The sequence below is a fragment of the Pantoea sp. E956-1 genome, assembly GCF_982223955.1.
This window is the reverse complement of sequence record NZ_CEUYZP010000001.1, coordinates 975983-996302: the sequence shown is the minus strand read 5'-3', so window position 1 is coordinate 996302 and position 20320 is coordinate 975983. Positions and strand designations below refer to the sequence as shown.

Here is a 20320-nt window from a genome sequence, read left to right as displayed (position 1 = left end):
GACGGGCAGAAGTTGAAGGAAATAAGGATATCTGTCAGGGCGGGGTAATTATGCCTGTTCTTTCATTAATCGCATCACAATCGTCATAAAGCCGTGAAATCACTTTGCTATGCTGAAAGACAGGCGGTTTTTTCAGGCAAATAAGGAACAGGAAATGAGTCAGAATCAAACCCGGCAGTTGGGTGACAGTGGTATTGCGGTGCCGTTGCTGACGTTTGGCGGCAACGTGTTTGGCTGGACAGTGGATCAAACCACTTCCTTTTCTCTGCTGGATGCGCTGGTTGATCGAGGCTTGTGGTTTATCGATACCGCCGACGTCTATTCCCGCTGGGCACCGGGTAATAAAGGCGGTGAATCGGAAACCATTATGGGTGAATGGCTGAAAAAAAGCGGCAAACGCGACCAGATCGTGCTGGCAACCAAGGTTGGCATGGAATTGTCGCCGGAGAAAACCGGACTGAAACCACAATATATCCGTCAGGCCGTTGAAGATTCACTGCGCCGGTTGCAGACCGACTATATCGATCTCTACCAGGCGCACCGCGACGATCAGGATACGCCGCTGGCGGAAACGCTGAGCGCCTTTGACAGCCTGATCAAAGAGGGCAAAGTGCGGGCGATCGGTGCCTCCAATTACAGCGCGGCACGGCTGCAGGAGGCGTTACAGGTCAGTGAAACGCAGGGGCTGGCACGCTATGAAACCCTGCAACCTGAATATAACCTTTATGACCGCCAGCCCTATGAGTCGGAGCTGGAGCCGGTGGTGATGGCGCAGGGTCTGGGCGTTATTAACTACTATTCACTCGCCAGCGGCTTTCTCAGTGGCAAATACCGCGAGGCGGCGGATGCGGGTAAAAGCGCGCGCGGTCAGGGTGTGGTAGATAAATACCTTAACCCGCGCGGTTTGCGGATCCTCGACGCGCTGGATGCTATCAGCGAAGCGCATCAGGTGACGCCGACGCAGGTGGCGCTGGCCTGGCTGATCGCCCGTCCCGGTATTACCGCACCGATTGTCAGTGCCACCTCGCTGAAACAGCTCGACGATCTGACTGGCGCAATGCAGCTGACGCTGACCCCGGCGCAGATTGAACAACTGAATCAGGCAAGCCAGTAAACACAAGGGGCGATAGCGCCCCTTTTTACGCTGCACCTGTCAAAAAACAGACCCCCCGCCCAGAGAATAACCAATCAGCGATCCCGATCACAAATGCGTTAATAAACGGATGTTACGGGTAATTATGCGCACGTATTTACAAAAAACAGAGGGTATCCAGCACTATCCTCTGCGCGTCATTTTCCGTAACTTACATAAGAATAAGCAAGATGAAAAACAGAAAAGCAGAGCAGCGTTTCCCGCTGCGCCGTGTGGCAACCGGCACCCTGATCCTGGCCATGTTCTCCGCGCAGGCACTGGCCGCTGACGCCCTGAGCCCGGACTCCGAATGGATGTTTGGTGACTGGGGCGGTTACCGAACGCAGCTGCAGGAGGACGGCATTAAGTTTGACGTTAACTACACCATGGAAAGCGCCGCGAATCTGGGCGGCGGGGCAGACACCAACACCACTATGCGCTACAGCGATCAGTGGTCGTTCGGCACCAATTTCGATCTCCAGAAGCTGCTGGACTGGCAGGATGCCGAGTTCCAGATGACGGTGACCAGTCGTAACGGACAGAATCTTTCTGAACAGGTCGCGGATCAACGCACCGGTATGCTTTCCTCAGTGCAGGAAGTTTACGGTCGCGGCCAGACCTGGCGTCTGACGCAGTTCTGGTTGCGCAAAGGATTGTTTAACGATGTGGTCGATGTGAAAGCCGGGCGGGTGACGGTGGGGGAAGACTTCGATAACTTCGATGGCAATCTGTTCCAGAACCTGGCGCTGGGCAGCGGGCAGGCGGGTAACTGGCGCGGCGATCGCTGGTTCAACTGGCCAGTGTCTCAGTGGGGCGGCCGGGTGAAATTCAATCTCACGCCGGACGTTTTCTTCCAGGTCGGTTTCTATAATCAGAACCGCGCTAACTACGATCGCGGTGATGGCTTCCGTCTGGATACCAGCAATTCAGAAGGGAATCTGGTGCCGGTCGAACTGGGCTGGAAACCGACCTTCGGGCCGGAGAAATTACCGGGTAACTACCGTATCGGCTACTACTATTCCTCGGTGGATGGCGATGTCTATGGCAGCTGGCGCAACGGCGGCTATCAGGATCAGGCCCATTCCTATGGCGGCTATCTGCTGTTACAGCAACAGCTGACCGCGCAGGATGGCGATGTGAATCGCGGTCTGGGCGTGCGGGTACAGGCGGTGATGAACGATCACAAGACCTCAAAGACCGACAACTACCAGTCTATTGCGTTTACCTGGACAGGCCCGTTTGATGCCCGTCCTCAGGATGAGATCGGCGTGGGCGCGTCACGTGTTCATGTGAACAGCGACTATACCCGCTCGCTGCGTCAGCAGAATCAGGCTAATGGTGAGAGCCGCTTTGACAGCCCGACCTATCTGCCGATTCAGGAAGGTTCAGAGTACAACTATGAGGTTTACTACAACGCCAAAGTAACCAACTGGATGTCACTGCGACCTAACCTGCAGTATGTGGTTGCGCCGGGCGCAGTCAGTGAAGTGAAAGATGCGTTTATCGGGGGTATCAGCGCCAACATCGCCTTCTGATCCTTTGTGAAGGAAGGCACCTGAATGTGCCGGACAGACGGCTCAGAAGTTCAAAGCGATGGGAGGATACGCCTGTAGCAAAGCATCATGCCGCCCGGATAAAAACGTCGGGAGCGTTTTTGAACAACGCAAAGCGTTGGCCCGGCTACGGGCGCACCTCAGGGATGAGGTGCGTAATCGCCCGCGTTGAGCATGCCAGGGACAGCGTCTTTTGCATCTTTGCGAAAGGCGTATGCTCCCTGAACCTATGCACTCTCCGCAAAAAAACGGTACTCACCGGTGTAATGCCAGTCAGTTAAGCGACAGGTGATAACGCAGTCTGGTGCCGCTCAGGGGCTGGCGGTCCTCGCGCCGCTGCGCGGTTCCTTCACTTCATTCCTCTGCCTGACGGACCGCCGGGGATGGCACATCCTGTGCCGCCCAGCCTTTCGCCCGCGTCCTGCGGGCTCTCCTGGCAGACTCATTCTGTTCAGCGCTGCGGATTGCCTGCTCCTGATCGCCACCGGCCTGCTATGAAGCTTCTGGTGCGTGCTGTTAAAAAGGGCAGCAGCAGAGGCGCGCTGGCCCGCACTGCGGCTCGCTCGCCCGGAAAAAAGGCTGCCACGTTTGACCGTGACAGCCTTTACAAATCTAATCTTAATCGATCAGCATTACACCCTCAGGTGCCGTTTTTGCTATTGCAGTGCAAGCCTAGCGGAACATCACTTCCGCCCAGCGGGCCAGCCCTGCGGTGACGGAGGCGAAATCATCACCGCCCGCAATCGGTGTATCCGGCAGCGTCTGCTGCAGCGCCGCGCGCAGCAACGGCGAACGCGCACTGCCGCCGGTGAGGTAAATCACATCGGGCTTAATCTGGCTGGTGGCCAATGCCAGTTGCACCTGTTCCAGAATTTTCTCCAGCGGCTGACTGATGGCGTCCTGCAGCTGATCCACCCCAATCTCGGTCTCTAATGCGGCGGCAATAAAATCCAGGGAAGCGGTATGCGCCGGGCTGGCTGACAGCGCAATCTTGCTCTCTTCCGCTGCGCGCACCAGGCGATAACTGAGCTTCTGCTGCCATACTTTCAGCAGGCGAGCCACGACGTCACCCTGTTCCGCATCCCGCACTAAATCCCGCAGCCACTTTCCGCAGGCGGGACTGTAAAAGTCGCTTTGTGCCGGAACATCATTGATGGCGATCGCATTCCACCACGGCAGCGCAGGCAGGGCGGTGCCTTTCTGGGTATTACCGCCCAGACCGAGCAGCGGCATCAGGGTCTTAAACGTCAGCATGATGTCCAGGTCGTTACCGCCAACGCGGCAACCGCTGTGGCCCAGCAGACTTTCACGGCGGTCCGCTTTATCACGCCACTTCGGTCCCATCAGCAACATCGAGCAGTCAGTAGTACCACCGCCAATATCCACCACCAGTACCCGCGTCTCCTGCTGCAGCGTGGCTTCGAAATCGAGTCCGGCCGCTACCGGTTCGAACTGGAACTCCACGTCGCGGAAACCGGCGCGGTGTGCGGCGCGCAGCAGAATACCTTCTGCCTGCTGGTTAGACTCTTCACTGCCTAAACCCTGGAAGTTGACCGGGCGTCCAATCACCGCCTGATCGATAGCCTGATCAAGCTGGCTTTCACCCTGTTTGCGGATGTGCAGCATCATGGCGCAGACCAGATCTTCAAACAGGGCAATCTGCTGTGGCTTCAGGCCAGTAGCACCGAGGAACGATTTGGGGGATTTGACGAACCAGACATCTTCGGGATCGACCATATAGTGCTGCAGCGCGGTAAGGCCAAACTGCACGCTATTGGGCTGGACCTCGATATCTTCTTCGCGGTTATATCGCAGCGCGCGCTGCAGCAGCGCGGTGGTTTCGCTGTCAGGCGTCGCGACCTGATGATGACGATAGAGCCATTCGCTGATCGACTCGCGGGTCGGCGCACAGATCATCGATGGCAGCAGGCGCTGATCATTTTCCAGCGTTAACAGACGTGGCGTGCCATTTTCGCTGACCGCAATAGAGCAGTTAGCCGTGCCGTAATCGAATCCTATGAACATTTTCGCCCCCATGCCGGAAAAAAGGGGGCGACTTTAGCGCAGCTTCAGCAGGGTGGCAAGCGGGCAGCGCCGGAATTAACGGATCGCGAAGATGTGATCTTCAGCCAGTGAACGCAATGGCTGGCGCCCGGCGACGGCACTGCCCCAGACGCCATTAACCTCAAGGGTCGCGAGGGCGCTGAGCAGGGCCGGTACCGAAACCGGACCGGCCAGCACCGAGATATTGCGCTGTGTTGCCTGGCCCTGAATGATGGTCAGCAGCATCTCATCCATCAGATTATTGTGAACGTTGGCAACCAGTTCAGGTGCCAGCACCAGATAATCGACCACCTCGTCACTCAGCAGATTGAAAGCCTCCAGATTACGGCCAAAATGCTGTAATACGATGCGGCAGCCGCACTGACGCAGTTGCAGCAGTGCGGCGTAGAGCTGATCGCCCAGGCTCAGCACGCTGGCGGCAGGGAAGGCAAAACCACAGCCGCTGCTGGAGAGACCGGCAGCAACAAAGCGCTGGCAGAGTTGCTGCACAAAGGCGGCATCAGTCAGCACCTGGGCGTTAAGCGGCAGAATCACCGGGATGCCTTTTTTACTGAGCCGCTGCACGTCGTGGCGGAAAAAAACCTCAAGAATGTTGTTATCCAGCCGGCGACGCAGCGTTTCATCAGGCAGGTTATTGCGCAGTAGTGTCTCATCCAGCAGCAACCCGTGAGCGGTTAACAACTGCACCTCAAGCAGCCAGATAAAGGCTGCCTGCGGCGTTTTTGGCGGGGCAACGGCCCAGGCGGGCAGTTCGATCTGCAGCGCATCAATCATCGCCGCATCCATGCCCTGATGGCTGCCCGACAGCGGTAAGCGATGCTGTTCGTAGACCACCAGCCGTCCGCGCCCGCTGCGTTTGGCGTTGTAACAGGCGATGTCCGCCTGCGAAAGCACGTCGCTGCTCTGACAGTTTTCTGCTGAAATCTGCGTCACGCCCGCGCTGGCACCGACCTGATAGAGGCGTCCCAGCCACTGGAACCGGTAATCATTGACCGCGGCGACAATGCGCTGCACCACATCATGCGCCTGTCCGATATCGCAATCGGGCATCAGTAGTGCGAACTCATCGCCGCCCAGTCGCGCAAGGAAATCGCTGCTGCGCAGAGGGTGCTGCATCAGATCGGAGAGTTCGCGCAGTAACGCATCGCCTGCAGCATGCCCGGCACTGTCATTGACCGCTTTAAACTTATCAAGGTCGATAAACACCAGCACATGCTGATGCTGATGTTCTGCGGCATCAAACAGCAGACGCTTAAGCTGAAGTTCGAAACTGGCGCGGTTAGGCAGACGGGTCAGGGTGTCATGCAGCGCGCTGTAGCTCAGGTGCTTCATCAGTTTGCGTGACTCACTCACATCCTGAATAACCATCACTGCGCCCTGTTCCAGACCTGCTTCAGAACGCAGCGGTGTGATGCTGTAGTGAATATCGATATGGCCGCCATCCGGGGTATGCAGCACCAGATCTTCAGCGAGACCGGGGGTGACTTTTTCCGGCGGCAGCTGGCGTAACAGCAAATTCTCTACCTCAGGGCCGTTACGTCCCTGCGTGATATGCAGCAGCTCACTCAGCGGCTGACCGGCGGCCTGCTCCTGTGACCAGCCACTCATTTTCTCCGCCACCGGGTTCATAAAGGCAACGCGCATCTCTTTATCGGTGCTGATGACCGCTTCGCCGATGGAATCCAGGGTGATCGCCATGCGCTCTTTCTCCTGAAACAGCGCCTCATTAAGATTGCGGAGCGGTGTGATGTCCTGACAGATGCCCAGCATGCGCTCAATGCGCCCCTCTTTACTCAGCAGCCGGTTGGCCTGCGTGCGCACCCAGTGATGCCCCTGGTCATCAATCACGCGGTACTCCATATGAAACGCGCTGCGAAGCTCAATCGCCTGTTGCACCGTTAATGCGGCATACTCGCGATCGGCGGGATGCAGCAGATGGATCCAGAGGTCATAGCTGGGCGACTCATGCGGGGCAAGGCCAAACAGACCGTACATGCGCTTGTCCCATAACATCTCGCCGGTCAGCAGGTTCCACTCCCACACGCCAATGCCGCCCGCTTCGTTGGCCAGCGTAATACGCTCCATCAGCCGGCGATTCACCTGCTCACTCTGTTTCAGCTCAGAGATATCGATAATCTGCGAAATAAAGTAGAGCGGGGCATAGCTGCCGTCGCGAACCAGCGATACCGTCAGTCGCGTCCAGACAATCTCGCCATCTTTACGGAAATAACGCTTTTCCAGGGTGTAGGTATCAATTTCACCCGCCAGCAGTCGGCTCACCTGTTGCAGATCGAGGCTGAGATCGTCGGGATGGGTGATCTGCTGAAAAGTCAGTCGCTTCAGCTCCTCAGCCGGGTAGCCCAGAATCTGGCACAGCGAGCGGTTGACCTGCAGCCAGCTACCGTGCGGTGCCACCAGCGCCATTCCGATGGCGGAATACTCCATAGCGTGACGGAAGCGGGTTTCACTGTCAGTGATATGGAGCTTTTCGCGCCGGAAAGCATCCATCACCAGCGACATAATATGACTGGGAATTAACACCAGCAGAAAAGGCAGCCAGCTGGAGACCGGACCCAGCGCGGTGTTGTTGTTCACCACGCTGACCAGGTCAAAAGCGAGCAGTATCGAGATAAAACTGGCGTTCAGGAAGAACAGCACAAACGCCTGCAGCTTGGGCAGGCGAACCGCGCACCAGAACAGGATCACCACAATAAAGGTAAAGGGCCACGGTAAAAAGCGCAGTGCCAGATAACTGGCCCCCAGGGTAAGAAGCAGTGTCAGCAGAGATTCGGCCAGTCGCAGATCGCTGAATACCGCCCGACGCAGCGGCCAGGGCAGCAGTAACAGCATCGGGCCTAACACCAGCATGCCGATAATCTCGGAGATCACCCAGGTATAAAAGAAAGGAAACGAGGCGTGGCCGCTGACCTGCAGTGTCCAGAGCGCCAGCAGGCCGCCGAGCACCGGCGTCACGATGCCGACTGACAGCACCATCCGTGCCCAGTCATGCAGCGAATCCAGCGGCGCGCGCCGGTCCAGCAGGGCGCGCAGCAACATTCCACCCACACCAGCCTGGATAAGATTGAGCAGGGCGAATTTAATGTTAGAAAGGGCCGGCCCGATGATGATGGCGTTAGCCGCGGCGGTGCCGAGTACGCACGCCGTCAGCAGCAACGGTAGCTGGCGTGACGGGCAGCGAAAAACCACGACGGTCATTAACGTAGTCGGAAACCAGAGCGGGGAGATTTTCCCGCTGACGACGATCAGTTCAAGACAGAATAGTGTCAGGACAAACACCACACAGCCAAGGATCAGCGCCGAGAACCAGCGGTTTGGCGTGCTATTTTGCGGGGACAGGATCTCTATCGTCATGCGGACTTCCGGCAGGGTGCAGCGCTCCGCAACGGCGAATCAGGCACCAGTCATTCTCTTACTGCATGCTAGCACATCCGGCAAAAAAACAAGGGGTGAAATCAATATTGCCCGTTATTCGGCGGATTGACGGGCACGGTAACATTGATTGCCAGCCCGTTGATTACTGGCGAAAAAGATCGGCGCGGGTATAAGGTTTCTCCATGCCTGCGAGGCTGGCGGCGAAACGCTCCAGGAACTGCTGCGTGGTCGCAACGCGACCGTGACTCATCAATACAAACGGCACTAACAGCGCAGCACCCACCTGCGGCCAGCTGAAACCTTTGAGTGAGGTGCGGCGCTGGGAGATCAGAAACGCCGTGCTCAGCGTGAAGCCCAGCAGCAGACCAGTGACGACCTCACTTTTCGAGTGTGCGTGGATCACCAGGCGGGAGAAACCGACCATCAGGGGAATGAGATAGCCGACCCCAATCGCCCCGATGCGCCACATCGCTGACCAGCGTCCGGAAATCAGCCACAGCATGACCGGCCACAGCGTGGCGGACATGGCGCTATGGCCGCTGAAACCGGTAAAATTAAAGCGTGCGCTGCCAATGCCAAACCCCAGAAACAGAATTTTAGAGATGCTGACGGTCAGGCCAGCCAGGCCAAATGCCACAATCCAGTAAAAGACCGTATGACGATTATCACTCTTCCACGGCAAAATCAGCGCAATAATCACGGCTGTTGGTATCAACAGCATGCTGTCGCCAAAATAGGTCAAAGTCTTCCAGTGCATACTACTCCTGATGCATCTTCGGTCGTCACGTTAGCGACACGCGTTGTCTGAACAGCGCGCCGCGCAGGCCATTTTTTTTATAGTATGGTGTGCCGTTAGTTTATCGGTGAAATGAGTGGCGTCCAAAGGAGAAAGTCTGAAAAGTCGCTGACGCCATTTCTCTGGCATCAAAAGGCCGAAATCCCTATACTTAGCGCGAACATACCCTCTCCATTTCGGCCCGTCCGCTGCCCGCGTAATGTGTGACCAGTGGCAGGCTCCAGTTATCAGGTCTTAAAAAAGTATGACTGACAAGTCTCATCAGTGCGTGATTGTAGGCATTGCCGGCGCTTCCGCATCCGGTAAAAGTTTAATTGCCAGCACGCTCTATCGTGAAATCCGTGATCAGGTAGGTGACGAGCACATCGGGGTCATCCCGGAAGATGCTTATTACAAAGATCAAAGTCACCTCACCATGGAAGAGAGGGTTAAAACCAATTATGACCATCCGAGCGCGATGGATCATGATTTGCTGTTGCAGCATCTGCAGGCGGTGAAAGCCGGTCAGGACATTGAGTTGCCGGTCTACAGCTATGTTGAGCACACCCGCACCCAGCAAACGCAACATCTGAAGGCAAAAAAGGTCATCATCCTTGAAGGCATTCTGCTGTTAACCGACGCCCGTCTGCGTCAGGAACTCAACTTCTCAATCTTCGTGGACACGCCACTCGACATCTGTCTGATGCGCCGTATGAAACGTGACGTCAACGAGCGTGGCCGCTCAATGGATTCGGTAATGAGTCAGTATCAGAAGACCGTGCGTCCGATGTTCCTGCAGTTTATCGAGCCATCAAAACAGTACGCCGATATCATTGTGCCGCGCGGCGGAAAAAACCGTATCGCCATCGATATTCTTAAGGCGAAAATCAACCAGTTTTTTGAATAACGCCCGTCCGCCCGGACGTGGTGCAAACCGGCGGCGGGCAGGCCTGCCGGTTTGCTACACTTATGCCATGGAGTTACCGCAATGAGATTATGCGATCGCGATATTGAAGCCTGGCTGGACAATGGCAAACTGGCCATTGAGCCACGCCCGCCGGTCGAGCGCATTAACGGGGCCACCGTCGATGTGCGTCTGGGTAATCAGTTCCGCACCTTCAGCGGTCATACCGCAGCCTTTATCGATCTGAGCGGCCCGAAACAGGAAGTGAGCGCGGCACTGGATCGGGTCATGAGCGATGAAATCGTGTTGCCTGACGGCGAGGCCTTTTTCCTCCATCCGGGAGAGCTGGCGCTGGCGGTCACGCTGGAGTCTGTAACGCTGCCGGACGATCTGGTCGGCTGGCTGGATGGCCGTTCCTCACTGGCGCGACTTGGGTTGATGGTACACGTTACGGCTCACCGCATTGATCCAGGCTGGCAGGGCCGAATCGTGCTGGAGTTCTACAATTCAGGTAAACTGCCGCTGGCTCTGCGTCCCGGCATGTTAATCGGCGCGCTGAGTTTTGAACCGCTTTCAGGCCCGGCTGCGCGTCCTTACAACCGGCGTGAAGATGCGAAATATCGCGGTCAGCAGGGCGCTGATGCCAGCCGTATCGACAAAGACTGATCTGAGGATGTAATGAAAAGAGTGATAACCACGCTGGCCATCCTGTTAGTGGTGGTCGTAACGGGAATGAGCACGCTGGTGCTGCTGGTCAATCCCAACGACTTTCGTGCCTATATGGTGCAACAGGTCGAACAACGCAGTGGTTATCGCCTTGAGGTCAGCAGCGATCTGCGGTGGCACGTCTGGCCTCAGCTCAGCATCCTGGCTGGCCGGATGAGCCTGACCGCGCCGGGTGCCAGCCAGCCGATGGTCTCGGCGGAAAACATGCGGCTGGATGTGGATCTCTGGCCACTGTTATCCCATCAGCTCAGCGTCAGCCAGGTGATGCTGAAAAATGCGATAGTGCGCGTGACGCCAGACAGCCGCGCGCAGCGCGCCAGAAATGCGCCCCAGGGGCCGCGTGATGCGGAGCCGGCTTCTCCTTCCAGCGGCTGGTCATTTGATATCGCTAAACTGCAGGTCGCAGACAGTCTGTTGATCTGGCAGCAGCCAGGCGGCGACGAATATAATTTCCGCAACCTCAACATCAACATGGAACAGGACGCGAATAAGCTGGCGACCCTGTCGCTGAGCACCACGCTGATGCGCAATCAGCGCAACGCCACACTGAATCTCAAAGGCCAGCTGGATGCCGCGCAATATCCCCATCGCCTCAGCGGCCAGTTGCAGCAGCTTGATTACACCTTGTCCGGCGCCGATATTCCGGCGCAGGGGATCAAAGGTTCGCTGAGCCTGCAGGGCGACTGGAATGGCGACCGCCAGCAGCTCTCCTTCAGTAATCTGCAGCTCACCGCCAATGACAGCACCCTGACCGGGCAGGGCAGTGGTCATATTACGCCACCGCAGCAGCTGGCGCTGGATCTGAAAGCCAGCAATCTTAACGTCGATAATTTGCTCATCAGTGCGCCCGTCTCTGAGGCGCCTGGCGTGCAGCACGCCACCGTGGCCCGTTCGCCGGTGATTGCTGCGCCGCGGGAACGCACCAACGCTGACTCGCCGCTGAATGACCTGGATCTGGCGCTGAAGTTACAGGCGGACAATGCGGTATGGCGCGGACTCTCTCTCACCCGTCTTTCGGTAAACGCCAGCAATCAGCAGGGCGTGATGACACTGAAGACGCTCAGCGGCAAGCTGGGTAATGGCAGCTTCTCCATTCCCGGCAGCATCGATATCCGGCAGCCAGCGACGCGGGTCAGCCTCAAACCACAACTCCGGTTCATTGCGATTCAGCCGCTGCTTAAAGCGTTTGAACTGCCGGAAAGTGTGCAGGGAAACCTGAGTCTTGATGGCGACCTGTCGGGCGATACACTGACCGTCGAAGCAGCCAAACGTCGCTGGCAGGGCAAGGCGACCATCAGCGCCAGCAACCTGAAGCTGGCACAGCTGAATCTGCAGCAGATGGTGCAGCGTGCCGTGGCACGGGTCAGCGACAAGGTCAGTAGTGAAGGGACGGTGGATGAGGGAATTGAGTCAATCAGCGGACAGGTGGCGCTGAATAAAGGTGTACTGAGCTTCAGCGATCTCAATGGCAACGGCCAGAATCTGGGCTTGCAGGGCGCGGGCAACATCGACATGGTGCAGCAACAGCTGGATATGACCCTGGGGCTGAAAATCAGTGGCTGGCGTGGCGATGATGCGCTGGTGAAGGCGCTCTCCAGTCAGCCGGTTCCGCTGCGCATGTATGGTCGCTGGGACAACCTGCAATATTCCCTCCCGGTGGATGACGTTCTGCGTAACCGGCTGCAGAGTGAGGCGAAATCACGGCTGAATCAGTGGATCGATCGCCAGAAAGAGGGCGAGAACAAAGAGAACCTGAAGAAAATCATGCGCCCGTAACGGGCGCATTGCCCATACCCGGTAATCGCTTAAACCTCATAATCGCTGTCGGGCTGCAGCAGGATCTCGACTTTCTGCACCCGATGATTTTCGACCTGCAGGGTGCGCAGCAGATAATCACCCAGTTGCAACACTTCGCCTTCCTGAGGGATGTGTTGAAGCTTATCCATCAGTAATCCCGCCAGCGTATGATAGTCACCCTGCTCATCGAGCGGCAATTTCACATAGAGCGCCAGATCTTCCAGCGGCATATGACCGTTAGCAATCCAGTGACCTTCACCCTGAATCTGAATATCGTAGCGTGCATCGATTTCACCCGCCTCATTCGGCAGATTACCGGCGATAGTCTCCATCACATCGCTCAGCGTGACTACGCCTTCCACCGAACCAAACTCATCGACCACAAACGCGAAGTGAGTATGGGCATGACGAAACTGCTCCAGCGCCTGCAGCACCGTCAGCCGCTCAGGAAAGACCAGTGGCTGACGAATCAGAGCACGTAAATCGAGTGAATTCTGATGTAATGACTGATGCAGCAGATCGATAACGTGAACCACGCCCAGCGGTTCGCTGGAGTTGTCCGTTATCAATATTCGCGTGTGCTGGTTGCGGTCGAGGCGCGACATAATCTCTGCCGGATCATCACTGAGATCGATATGTTCGACGTCGTGGCGCGAGGTCATGATGCTGTTAATGTGGCGCTGACCCATGCCCAGTACGCGGGCAATCATCACCCGTTCCTGACGGTTAAACAGCATACTGGCATCGCTGTCAGCGATCAGTGATGACGTTTTCGCATCCAGCTCCGCCGGTTCTGCCGCGCCGCGCAGCAGCCGTAACACCGCTTCCGCCGTACGCTGGCGTAGCGGACGTCCCGCCGACAGCACCCGCCGACGATTAAAGTGTGCCAGCTGGTTCAGTGCTTCAATCACCACTGAAAAGCCGATTGCCGCATAGAGGTAGCCTTTGGGGATCACAAAGCCAAAGCCTTCCGCCACCAGGCTGAAGCCGATCATCAGCAAAAAGCTTAAGCAGAGGATCACAATCGTCGGATGATTGTTCACGAAGCGGGTCAATGGCTTGCTGGCGAGCAGCATCAGCAGAATGGCGATGGTGACCGCAATCATCATCACCGGTAAATCATTGACCATGCCGACGGCAGTAATCACCGCATCCAGCGAGAAGATGGCATCCAGCACCACGATTTGCGCTACCACCGGCCAGAATTTAGCGCCGCCTTTTTGTTGACCGGATGCCTCATCACCTCCTTCAAGACGCGCATTCAACTCTGTTGTGGCTTTAAAAAGCAGGAAAATCCCGCCTGTCAGCAGCAGTAAATCGCGCGCGCTAAAAGCGTGGCCCGCGAGCGTAACCCAGGGTTCTTTCAGCATAACCAGCCAGGAAAGCGATGCCAGCAGCAATAATCGGCACAATAATGCCAGTAGCAGTCCGATCACGCGCGCGCGGTCCCGAAGCGGCCCGGGAAGCTTCTCAACCAGGATGGCGATGAAGATCAGATTGTCGATGCCTAAAACCAGTTCCAGAACGATTAGCGTGACTAATCCCGCCCATAGCGAGGGATCTGCGATTACCTCCAGCATGCCTTGTTCACCTGAATGTCTTAAATTGAGTTTTCTCTGATGATAGTGGAGTGCGAAGCCACCGACAAATGGCAGGGCAGGGGGCATGTTCTCAGGTAATGACGCTATATCGTGCAAAATATGAACATAACAGTGTGACGATTTGATTAACTTCACAGAGCGCAGAGGAGATAATTCTTAGTCATTTGCTAAACGGAAAGAGATATTCACCTGTCTGGCTTATGCGATTTATCTTATCGGGTGTATGGCATTAATCCGAATTGTGAAGAAAGGATTGCACTCCCTGTCAGGCCTCAATACTAATTGCTGGTAGTCTTTTTCCTAAAATAGTCCAGGGATGGCGGGACCTGCTTGTAAACAAGCCAGTAATAACTAGTATAGCAACAAGTTAGCAAACTCTGCCCCAGAGTCGTAATCTGCGTACCTATTCGACATTAATCGCAATGTCACGAATGAGTAATTCGCCTGTGAACGTCTGTATGATGCGTTGCGGTAACGTAAACGCATTACGGGGAGCAATATGAATGATGACAGCGATATTGGCAGCGACAGCCAAGGGCGGTAGCGTGCCCGAATCGCGTTTTTGTTGATAAAGTGAGCAGCGCTGGCGGTGATTAAGTCAGAGTAATCTGTTGGTATTCATCACAATATTATTGGTTTCATGGTTAAGATCATTGGCGTAAACGCCGCAGGAGCTCCCCTTAGAAACGGCTCACTCTGGAGAGGTTTCGTCGCTTAATGATTAAACAGGCGATAGCCGTTGCGGGTTTAAGGAAATAAAATAAAGAGTTAAATATGCGCGATACAGAATTTACGTTTAAAAGTCTTATTACCAAATTAATGCTGGCATGTTCAGACTTAATTTGTTTCAACGCAGCGTTATTTTTGGCGATGATGCTAATTAATTTGCAGTCAGATTCGCCGCTGGCAGATATTTCTGAAAAAGAAATGAATTTAAAAATTGCCACACACATTTGTCTGTCGGTAATTTGTATTGGCTGGTTCTGGGTAAGGCTTCGGCACTACACTTACCGCAAACCTTTCTGGTTCGAATTAAAAGAAGTTTTTCGTACCATTCTTATATTTTCTGTCATCGACCTGTCGATTACCGCTCTGTCGCAGTGGCAGATGTCGCGTTTCGTCTGGTTACTGACCTGGATCCTGGCGCTGATTTTAATTCCGACCTGCCGCGCGCTTTCTAAACGTCTGCTGAATAAAAAGGGCTTGTGGAAAAAACAGACCATTATTATCGGCAGCAGCAAAAATGCGCACGAAGCCTGGCAGGCACTGCAAAGCGAAGAGGTCATGGGTTTTGACGTTATCGCCTTCTATGACGTTGATGGAACCTGTCCGCAGGAGATCATGAACGGCGTGCCGGTGCTGCGTGACGAGCAGGAGCTCTGGAGCCTCACCAACAGCGAAACCCAGTTCATCGTGGCAGTGGAATATGAGCAGAGTCAGTACCGTGATGTCTGGCTTAAATCGCTGGCGATGCACAACTGCCGTTCAGTGTCAGTGATCCCAACCCTGCGTGGTGTACCGCTCTACGGTACCGATATGGCCTATATCTTCAGCCATGAAGTGATGATTCTGCGGGTTCAGAACAACCTGGCCAAACGCACTTCGCGCTTCCTGAAGCGGGCATTCGATATCGTGGGTGCGCTCTCGATTATCCTGATGCTGATGCCAGCGCTGCTGGTACTGGGCTTCCTGGTGGGCCGTGACGGTGGACCGCCGATTTATGGTCACGAGCGTGTGGGAATGAATGGCCGTAAATTCAAATGCCTGAAATTCCGCTCGATGGTCATTAATTCAAAAGAAGTGCTGGAAGAGGTGCTGCGCACTGATCCGATTGCTCGTGCGGAATGGGATAAAGATTTCAAACTCAAAAATGATCCACGTATTACGAAAGTGGGTCACTTCATCCGTAAAACAAGCCTCGATGAGCTGCCTCAGCTCTGGAACGTGGTGCGCGGTGATATGAGTCTGGTCGGGCCTCGTCCGGTCATTGAAGATGAACTCTGTCGTTATGCCGGTGATGTTGATTATTACCTGATGGCAAAGCCAGGCATGACGGGATTGTGGCAGGTCAGCGGTCGTAACGATGTTGACTATGAAACCCGCGTCTATTTCGACTCGTGGTACGTGAAAAACTGGTCACTGTGGAACGACATCGCGATTCTGTTTAAAACAGTGGGCGTGGTGTTGAAACGCGACGGTGCCTATTAATCGTGAGTCGGAATGAGCGCGTTAACGCGCGCTCAGAGGTGTTTTGCCGTTGTCAGGCGTGTCGTTGATAGTGGCCATCATCAGGGATATCGCAGTGCATCCATAGTCCGCTATGATGCGTGGCGTTCCGGGTACACCCTGGTAGATGGCCGCTACTTATAACAAGTGGAGCAAGGATAATGAACGACAGGTTCAGTGCTTAAGTCAGGTAGGATTTACTTTTTGTTGGACGCTTACACAGCGGCGGTTTCGCCTCTATCAATAAATAACTGATAGCGAAGATCTAAATGATTACAATCAAAATGAAATTGATACCCTTGCTGGTATCCGCCACATTCCTTAGCGGGTGTACGATCGAACCAGGTTCTCACCTTTCTACATCAGGAAAAGATGTTGTTGAACAGCAGGATAGCAACTTTGACATCGATAAATATGTCAACGTCTTCCCGCTGACGCCTTCACTGGTTGAAAAGATGCGTCCGAAGCCACTGGTGGCTCAGACGAATCCTGCCCTTCAGAACGAAATTCAGAACTACGAATACCGTATCGGTGTGGGCGATGTCCTGACCGTGACGGTCTGGGATCACCCGGAACTGACCACCCCAGCGGGTCAATACCGTAGCGCCAGCGACACCGGTAACTGGGTACATTCTGACGGCACCATTTTCTATCCCTACATCGGTCGTGTGCGTGTAGCGGGCCGTACCGTCGGCGAAGTGCGTGACGAAGTGTCACGTCGTCTGGCTCAGTACATTGAAAGCCCACAGGTTGATGTCAGCATCGCCTCGTTCAAATCGCAGAAAGCTTATGTGACGGGTTCAGTGACCACCTCAGGTCAGCAGCCCATCACCAACGTTCCGTTGACCATTCTGGATGCGATTAACGCCGCAGGCGGCCTGGCCGCTGATGCTGACTGGCGTAACGTCGTGCTGACGCACAACGGTCGTGAGCAGCGCGTCTCTCTGCAGGCACTGATGCAGAATGGCGACCTGAGCCAGAACCACCTCCTCTATCCAGGCGATATTCTTTACGTTCCGCGTAACGATGATCTGAAAATCTTCGTGATGGGTGAAGTGAAGCAGCAGACTACCCTGAAAATGGACCGTAGCGGCATGACGCTGGCGGAAGCACTGGGCAATGCGGCCGGGATGGATCAAACCACCTCTGACGCCACCGGTGTATTCGTTATCCGTCCACTGCATGGCACCGATCGCAACAAGATTGCCAACATCTATCAGTTGAACACCAAAGATGCGGCATCCATGGTGATGGGAACCGATTTCCAGCTCCAGCCTTACGACATCGTTTATGTCACCTCTACGCCGCTGACGCGCTGGAACCGTGTGATTGGGCAGTTGATACCGACCATCGCAGGTATCAACGATGCAACACAGGCCGCATCGCGTATCCGTACCTGGGGTAATTAAGGTCCCATCATGATTAAGTCCGTGTTAGTCGTTTGTGTCGGCAACATCTGCCGCTCTCCTACCGGAGAGCGCCTGTTCAAACGTGCGCTGCCCGATTTAGACGTTCGCTCTGCTGGCCTGGGGGCGCTGGTCGGCCACCCGGCCGACAAGACGGCGTCTGACGTCGCCGCTGCGCAGGGTCTGTCGCTGGAAGGACATCAGGCGCAACAGTTGACGGCAGAGATGTGCCGCAACGTTGACCTGATTCTGGTGATGGAAAAGCGACATATTGAACAGGTGAATCGCATCGACCCGGCCGCGCGTGGCAAAACCATGCTGCTTGGGCACTGGCTCAATCAGAAAGAAATTGCGGATCCGTACAGAAAAAGCCGTGAGGCCTTTGAAGAGATTTACGGATTACTGGAAAACGCTACCCAGAAGTGGGTGAACGTATTAAGCCGATAGTTGGGATTATCCATGAATATAAAAAATAAGGTCAGAACCGCGCCGGGAGAGGATTCGAATGGATGGGATCTGGCGCATCTTGTGGGACAGCTAATTGATCATCGCTGGATCATTGTTGCCGTTACCGCTTTTTTCATGCTGGCGGGAACACTCTACACACTGTTTGCAACACCCATTTATAGCGCAGATGCGTTGGTTCAGGTTGAGCAGAAGAATGCCAGCACCGTTCTGAACGAAATTGACAGCATTCTGCCACCGACACCAGCCTCTGATACGGAAATCGAGATTCTGGAATCCCGTATGGTCATCGGCAAAACCGTTGACGATCTGGGTCTGGATACCGTCGTTGAGCAGAACTATTTCCCGGTTATCGGTAAAGGTCTGTCGCGCCTGATGGGCAATAAACCGGCCAATATCGCGATTTCGCGGCTGGAAATCCCACGCACTATCGACAAACGTAACGTTGAACTGGAAGTGACCGGTCCGGATAGCTACACCGTCTCAAAAGATGGCGATGAGCTGTTCAAAGGTAAAGTCGGCCAGCTGGAGTCGCACGGCGACATCAGCATGCTGGTCAGCGAGATTCACGCAGACGAAGGCACCAGCTTCACCGTGACCAAGCTGAATGACCTGCAGGCGATCCGTTCTGTGCTCTCTAACCTGACCGTGGCAGACAAAGGTAAAGATACCGGCGTGCTGGGTCTGGAGTATCTGGGTGAAGATCCAGAGCAGATCAGCAAAGTGCTGAACCAGATTGTGAACAACTATCTGTTACAGAACGTTGAGCGCAAGTCAGAGCAGGCAGAGAAAAGCCTGGAGTTCTTACGCACTCAGCTGCCTGCCGTTCGCAGCAAGCTGGATGAAGCGGAAAACAAGCTGAACACGTTCCGTCGTCAGAACGAATCTGTTGACCTGTCACTGGAAGCGAAATCCGCTCTGGACTCCTCTGTCAGCGTGCAGAGCCAACTGAACGAACTGACCTTCCGTGAAGCGGAAGTCTCTCAGCTGTTTACCAAAGATCACCCGACGTATCGCGCGCTGCTTGAAAAACGCAAAACGCTGGAAGGTGAGCAGGCTCAGCTGAACAAGAAAATTGCTGGCATGCCACAGACTCAGCAGGAAATCCTGCGTCTGACCCGTGACGTTCAGTCTGGTCAGGAGATCTACATGCAGCTGCTGAACCGTCAGCAGGAGCTGGGTATCAGTAAAGCGAGCACCGTGGGTGATGTCCGCATCATCGATGGCGCGCAGACCGCTAACTCGCCTGTTGCACCGAAGAAGCTGCTGATTATCGCCGCGAGCCTGATTTTCGGTCTGTTCGTGTCAGTGGGTCTGGTTCTGCTGAAAGCGCTGCTGCATCACGGCATCGAGAACCCGGATCAGTTGGAAGAGCTGGGCATGAATGTCTATGCCAGCGTTCCACTGTCAGACTGGCAGCGTAAGAAGGATACCGAAGCCCTGGCGCGTCGTGGCAGCAAGGTGAAAACCGATCCGCACGAAACGCTGCTGGCGCTGGGTAACCCGACTGACCTCTCCATCGAAGCGATTCGTAGCCTGCGTACCAGCCTGCACTTCGCGATGATGGAAGCGAAAAACAACATCCTGATGATCACCGGTGCCAGCCCGGGTATTGGTAAAACCTTTATCTGTGCCAACCTGGCGACCCTGGTCGCGAAAGCGGGTCAGCGTGTTCTGTTTATCGATGGCGACATGCGTCGTGGTTACACCCACGAACTGCTGGGCGCAGATAACAAATCAGGTCTGTCCAACGTGCTGTCCGGTAAAACTGAGTTCAGCCCGGCGCTGATTCAGCAGGGCGTGTATGGTTTCGATTTCCTGCCACGTGGTCAGGTTCCGCCGAACCCGTCTGAGCTGCTGATGCATCGTCGCATGGGTGAGCTGCTGGAGTGGGCGAGCAAGAACTACGACCTGGTGTTAATCGATACGCCGCCAATCCTGGCCGTCACCGATGCTTCCATCATCGGTAAGCTGGCCGGTACCTCACTGATGGTGGCGCGTTTCGAAGCCAACACCACGAAAGAAGTGGACGTCAGCTTCAAACGCTTTGCCCAGAACGGTATTGAGATTAAAGGTGTGATCCTCAACGCCGTGGTGCGTAAAGCCGCGAATGCGTATGGCTATGGGTATGACTACTACGCCTATGACTACGGCAAGACGAACAAAAGCTGATCATTGAGCAATAAAACAGGGGGCGGTCTGACCGCCCCTTTTTATCGTCCCTTTGAATGACGACACGCATCAATTTACACAGGTTATTCTGTCCAAACCCACAAAA

Annotated in this window: 13 protein-coding genes; 9 read left to right on the top strand and 4 right to left on the bottom strand. The window is 55.1% G+C overall.

From position 1 onward, the window contains the following. The first annotated feature begins 154 nt into the window (after nucleotides 1-154). Together AC0T7J_RS04935 and AC0T7J_RS04930 are read left to right on the top strand one after the other, a co-directional pair. Complete coding sequence (locus AC0T7J_RS04935) at nucleotides 155-1114, top strand: aldo/keto reductase (RefSeq protein ID WP_473792553.1); 960 nt, start codon at nucleotides 155-157, stop codon at nucleotides 1112-1114. 209 nt (nucleotides 1115-1323) lie between these two features. Continuing rightward, complete coding sequence (locus AC0T7J_RS04930; RefSeq protein WP_473792551.1) at nucleotides 1324-2667, top strand: carbohydrate porin; 1344 nt, start codon at nucleotides 1324-1326, stop codon at nucleotides 2665-2667. A 690-nt stretch (nucleotides 2668-3357) separates the two neighbouring features. On the opposite strand, the gene yegD is transcribed toward AC0T7J_RS04930, so the two are convergent. The 3 genes from yegD to AC0T7J_RS04915 form a co-directional block, all read right to left on the bottom strand. Next, entirely contained in the window at nucleotides 3358-4710 is a 1353-nt protein-coding gene (gene yegD / locus AC0T7J_RS04925; RefSeq protein ID WP_031591370.1) for a molecular chaperone, read from the bottom strand. Between the two features lie 75 nt (nucleotides 4711-4785). After that, a complete protein-coding gene (locus tag AC0T7J_RS04920; RefSeq protein WP_473792549.1) occupies nucleotides 4786-8121 on the bottom strand; it encodes a diguanylate cyclase in 3336 nt (1111 codons plus the stop codon). A gap of 163 nt (nucleotides 8122-8284) precedes the next feature. Continuing rightward, nucleotides 8285-8899 carry a phosphatase PAP2 family protein gene (locus tag AC0T7J_RS04915; RefSeq protein ID WP_473792547.1) on the bottom strand — a complete coding sequence of 205 codons (615 nt, stop codon included), beginning with the start codon at nucleotides 8897-8899 and terminating at the stop codon, nucleotides 8285-8287. A 283-nt stretch (nucleotides 8900-9182) separates the two neighbouring features. Between AC0T7J_RS04915 and udk the strand changes: the two genes are divergently transcribed. The 3 genes from udk to asmA all read left to right on the top strand — a co-directional run bounded on the left by udk (nucleotide 9183) and on the right by asmA (nucleotide 12323). Next, on the top strand, nucleotides 9183-9824 hold the full coding sequence (gene udk / locus AC0T7J_RS04910) for a uridine kinase (protein WP_004571279.1): 642 nt from the start codon (nucleotides 9183-9185) through the stop codon (nucleotides 9822-9824). 81 nt (nucleotides 9825-9905) lie between these two features. Further along, entirely contained in the window at nucleotides 9906-10487 is a 582-nt protein-coding gene (gene dcd / locus AC0T7J_RS04905; RefSeq protein ID WP_004571280.1) for a dCTP deaminase, read from the top strand. Between the two features lie 12 nt (nucleotides 10488-10499). Then, a complete protein-coding gene (gene asmA / locus AC0T7J_RS04900) occupies nucleotides 10500-12323 on the top strand; it encodes an outer membrane assembly protein AsmA (protein ID WP_473792544.1) in 1824 nt (607 codons plus the stop codon). A 29-nt stretch (nucleotides 12324-12352) separates the two neighbouring features. On the opposite strand, the gene AC0T7J_RS04895 is transcribed toward asmA, so the two are convergent. Next, complete coding sequence (locus AC0T7J_RS04895; RefSeq protein WP_473792543.1) at nucleotides 12353-13924, bottom strand: TerC family protein; 1572 nt, start codon at nucleotides 13922-13924, stop codon at nucleotides 12353-12355. A 795-nt stretch (nucleotides 13925-14719) separates the two neighbouring features. On the opposite strand from AC0T7J_RS04895, the gene wbaP reads away from it, so the two are divergent. The 4 genes from wbaP (at nucleotide 14720) to wzc (ending at nucleotide 20214) form a co-directional block, all read left to right on the top strand. Then, complete coding sequence (wbaP, locus tag AC0T7J_RS04890; RefSeq protein ID WP_473792541.1) at nucleotides 14720-16153, top strand: undecaprenyl-phosphate galactose phosphotransferase WbaP; 1434 nt, start codon at nucleotides 14720-14722, stop codon at nucleotides 16151-16153. A gap of 287 nt (nucleotides 16154-16440) precedes the next feature. Further along, nucleotides 16441-17580, top strand: a complete 1140-nt coding sequence (locus tag AC0T7J_RS04885) for a polysaccharide export protein (RefSeq protein WP_473792540.1) — start codon at nucleotides 16441-16443, stop codon at nucleotides 17578-17580. 9 nt (nucleotides 17581-17589) lie between these two features. After that, the gene (locus AC0T7J_RS04880) at nucleotides 17590-18024 is read left to right on the top strand and encodes an arsenate reductase/protein-tyrosine-phosphatase family protein (protein ID WP_473792538.1); all 435 of its coding nucleotides are present in this window, start codon (nucleotides 17590-17592) and stop codon (nucleotides 18022-18024) included. 12 nt (nucleotides 18025-18036) lie between these two features. Beyond that, nucleotides 18037-20214 (top strand): tyrosine-protein kinase Wzc, encoded by a 2178-nt coding sequence (gene wzc, locus AC0T7J_RS04875; RefSeq protein WP_473792536.1) that lies wholly within the window; start codon nucleotides 18037-18039, stop codon nucleotides 20212-20214. The last annotated feature ends 106 nt before the right edge of the window (nucleotides 20215-20320 follow it).

Excerpts from the sequence above, each read along its gene's own strand:
- wbaP (WP_473792541.1), top strand. The coding sequence starts at position 14,720 with ATGCGCGATACAGAATTTACGTTTAAAAGTCTTATTACCAAATTAATG.
- AC0T7J_RS04920 (WP_473792549.1), bottom strand. The coding sequence starts at position 8,121 with ATGACGATAGAGATCCTGTCCCCGCAAAATAGCACGCCAAACCGCTGG.
- AC0T7J_RS04935 (WP_473792553.1), top strand. The coding sequence starts at position 155 with ATGAGTCAGAATCAAACCCGGCAGTTGGGTGACAGTGGTATTGCGGTG.
- asmA (WP_473792544.1), top strand. The coding sequence starts at position 10,500 with ATGAAAAGAGTGATAACCACGCTGGCCATCCTGTTAGTGGTGGTCGTA.
- yegD (WP_031591370.1), bottom strand. The coding sequence starts at position 4,710 with ATGTTCATAGGATTCGATTACGGCACGGCTAACTGCTCTATTGCGGTC.
- dcd (WP_004571280.1), top strand. The coding sequence starts at position 9,906 with ATGAGATTATGCGATCGCGATATTGAAGCCTGGCTGGACAATGGCAAA.
- wzc (WP_473792536.1), top strand. The coding sequence starts at position 18,037 with ATGAATATAAAAAATAAGGTCAGAACCGCGCCGGGAGAGGATTCGAAT.
- AC0T7J_RS04930 (WP_473792551.1), top strand. The coding sequence starts at position 1,324 with ATGAAAAACAGAAAAGCAGAGCAGCGTTTCCCGCTGCGCCGTGTGGCA.
- AC0T7J_RS04915 (WP_473792547.1), bottom strand. The coding sequence starts at position 8,899 with ATGCACTGGAAGACTTTGACCTATTTTGGCGACAGCATGCTGTTGATA.
- udk (WP_004571279.1), top strand. The coding sequence starts at position 9,183 with ATGACTGACAAGTCTCATCAGTGCGTGATTGTAGGCATTGCCGGCGCT.
- AC0T7J_RS04885 (WP_473792540.1), top strand. The coding sequence starts at position 16,441 with ATGATTACAATCAAAATGAAATTGATACCCTTGCTGGTATCCGCCACA.
- AC0T7J_RS04895 (WP_473792543.1), bottom strand. The coding sequence starts at position 13,924 with ATGCTGGAGGTAATCGCAGATCCCTCGCTATGGGCGGGATTAGTCACG.
- AC0T7J_RS04880 (WP_473792538.1), top strand. The coding sequence starts at position 17,590 with ATGATTAAGTCCGTGTTAGTCGTTTGTGTCGGCAACATCTGCCGCTCT.